The following is a 3,043-nucleotide window of genomic DNA, read 5'->3' as shown; positions in this document are numbered from 1 at the left end:
AACGAAAAAGAATTACTAGAACTAGTCGTGAAAGCGGCTGATGAGAAACGTGCGGAAGATATCCTGGCACTTGATGTACAAGATTTGACCAGTGTTACAGACTACTTTGTTATCACTAGCTCGATGAATAGCCGTCAGTTGGACGCTATCGCTGATAATATCCGTGAAAAAGTAGCCGAAGCTGGTGTTAAAGGCAGCCATGTCGAAGGTGATGCAGCTGGAGGCTGGGTCTTGCTAGACCTCGGTGGTGTCGTCGTGCATATCTTCTCAGAAGAAATGCGTGCCCACTATAACCTTGAAAAACTCTGGCATGAGGCAGATTCAGTAGACATTTCAGAAGCCTTGGTATAGGAGATGAACTCAGTTGCAGTAAACGGGGTTTCTTTGCTTATTTTAAAAGGAAAGTGATAGAAAGGATTTGAACCCGTCCTGTAATCGTCGGAAAATAGATAGCCTTTCTTGGAGCTCGGCTCCATCGTCAGGCTCCTAATTTTCTATCGAATTACGGGCGGACTTGGTATCATGATTTATGGCGACATATGAAACCTTTGCGGCTGTATACGATGCTGTGATGGATGATAGTTTATATGACAAATGGACGGATTTTTCTCTGCGTCATTTGCCTAAGACCAAGGAGAGAAAGAAACTCTTGGAATTGGCTTGTGGGACAGGCATCCAGTCTGTGCGCTTTTCTCAGGCTGGTTTTGAAGTGACTGGACTGGACTTGAGCGCGGATATGCTGAAGATTGCTGAGAAAAGAGCAGCTTCAGCCAAGCAAAAGATTGATTTTATGGAAGGCAATATGCTGGATTTGTCCAAAGCAGGGAAATACGATTTTGTGACTTGTTATTCGGACTCAATCTGTTACATGCAGGATGAGGTGGAAGTAGGGGACGTCTTTAAGGAAGTATATAATGCCCTCAACGAAGATGGTGTCTTTATCTTTGATGTGCATTCGACCTACCAAACAGATGAAGTTTTTCCAGGCTATTCTTACCATGAAAATGCGGAAGATTTTGCCATGCTCTGGGATACCTACGAGGACGAAGCCCCTCACTCTATCGTGCATGAGTTGACTTTCTTTATCAAGGAGGTTGATGGTTCCTTTAGTCGCCACGATGAGGTACACGAGGAGCGTACATACGAAGTCTTGACCTATGATATTTTGCTGGAACAGGCTGGTTTCAAGTCCTTCAAACTCTATGCGGACTTTGAGGACAAGGAGCCGACTGAGACCAGTAGACGTTGGTTTTTTGTCGCACAGAAGTAGGAGAAAATATGGCAGGAGGAGACTTTTGTTTACTAGTATTTAATTTATTTTATTTTGGATATTACTGCATAAAATTTAGAGTAAAATTAATTACGGAAATAATAGCAGGATTTAAAAGTAGTTTTGATTTTTTACATAAAAACATATCTTTTGACAACTGGAAAAAAGGTCTGGCATCAATTTTAGGAATCATTATTATTGTATTTCCTTTAATATTATGGTTAATTCTCTTAATTTTAAAAAAACCTTTATTGTTTTTAAAGAAGATTGTAGATTATGAAATTGATAATAAATTTGAAGTCTTAAAATATCTTCTATTTCCTATGAATTTAGCATATATTTCTATAAGATATGCGGAAATCTTGCACATAACATATAATTCTATAAATACTTTAATCAATTTTAAGGATAGAGTTTTAGATTTAGTTCAAAATGTAATAGTTGTTTTAGCTCCGATGTTAATTATATTATTTTTTATCTCTCTTTATAATAAACTTTCAAAAGGAGATAAAAATATTTTCAACGAATTACAGAAATATTATCTTATTTGGATGAAATTAATTGTATCACTCGTTATAATTGCTATAGTGATAGTAGCTTATATTATCACATTAGAGGATTTGAAAAACTATAATACACAGATTGATGCATATGCAATTATTCCATTATTTCTGGCTTCTTGTGTAACAGGATCGAAGATTATAATTTCTTTAATAAAAATAGTGGGAGATGATAAAAAATAATGACCATCACCGGTATTATCGCGGAGTTCAATCCTTTTCATAATGGCCACAAATACCTGCTAGAACAAGCAGATGGGCTGAAAATCGTTGCCATGTCTGGAAATTTCATGCAGAGGGGCGAGCCGGCTATCGTTGACAAGTGGACACGGGCTCAAATGGCACTAGAGAATGGAGCGGACTTGGTAGTGGAATTGCCCTTTTTAGCCAGTTTACAAGCAGCGGATTTCTTTGGACAAGGAGCTGTGGATATCTTGACTCGGTTGGGCATTGATAGGCTAGCTTTTGGGACAGAGGAAGTTCTGGATTATCAGAAAATTGCTGACTTATACACAGAGCGAGGTGCTGAGATGGAGAGTTTTGTGGAAAATCTACCTGATTCACTCTCCTACCCTCAGAAAACCCAAGCTATGTGGAAGGAATTTGCAGGTCTAGATTTTTCAGGCAACACGCCTAATCATGTCCTTGCTCTGGCCTATGCCAAGGCGGTTGCAGGACGAAACATCAAGCTTGAGTCGATTCAACGTCAGGGAGCGGGGTATCATTCTGTGGACAAGGATGTGGACTTTGCCTCGGCGACAGCCCTCCGTCAGCACCAGAGGGACAAAGATTTCTTAGAATGCTTTATGCCTTCTGTTGACCTCTTTGAGCAGGCCAGTAAGGTGAGCTGGGAGGACTATTTTCCCTTGCTCCGCTATCAAATCTTGTCAAATCCAGACCTAACGACCATCTATCAGGTCAATCAAGAAATGGCTGTGCGCATCAAGGATGCTATCAAGAAGGCTCAGTCTGTTGACGAATTGGTCGAGGCGGTTGCGACCAAACGCTACACCAAGGCGCGTGTCAGACGCCTCTTGACCTATATCCTGGTGCAGGCTAGAGAAAGCGACTTGCCAGAAGCCATTCATGTCCTTGGCTTTACCGAAAAAGGCAGACAACATCTCAAGTCACTGAAAGAGCAGGTCCATCTAGTCAGCCGAATTGGCAAAGAACCTTGGGATGCTATGACTCAAAAGGCAGACCAGATTTACCA

4 protein-coding genes are annotated in these 3,043 nt (G+C 40.7%); all 4 read left to right on the top strand.

What is annotated here, in order from left to right; all coding sequences use genetic code 11:
* Window positions 1-351, top strand: a 351-nt coding sequence (rsfS, locus tag GMD1S_RS10075; RefSeq protein ID WP_000292569.1) for a ribosome silencing factor, incomplete at its 5' end; no start/stop codon positions are given.
* 178 nt (window positions 352-529) lie between these two features.
* A complete protein-coding gene (locus tag GMD1S_RS10070; RefSeq protein ID WP_000257063.1) occupies window positions 530-1,270 on the top strand; it encodes a class I SAM-dependent DNA methyltransferase in 741 nt (246 codons plus the stop codon).
* A gap of 8 nt (window positions 1,271-1,278) precedes the next feature.
* A complete protein-coding gene (locus GMD1S_RS10065; protein WP_000896960.1) occupies window positions 1,279-2,013 on the top strand; it encodes a hypothetical protein in 735 nt (244 codons plus the stop codon).
* A partial coding sequence (locus GMD1S_RS10060; RefSeq protein WP_000156366.1) for a nucleotidyltransferase occupies window positions 2,013-3,043 on the top strand: 1,031 nt, incomplete at its 3' end. The genes GMD1S_RS10065 and GMD1S_RS10060, both read left to right, overlap by 1 nt.

This window comes from Streptococcus sp. GMD1S (assembly GCF_000296875.1).
Lineage (GTDB): Bacteria > Bacillota > Bacilli > Lactobacillales > Streptococcaceae > Streptococcus.
Note: the sequence above shows the minus strand (reverse complement) of the source record. Positions and strands in the feature narration are given on the sequence as shown.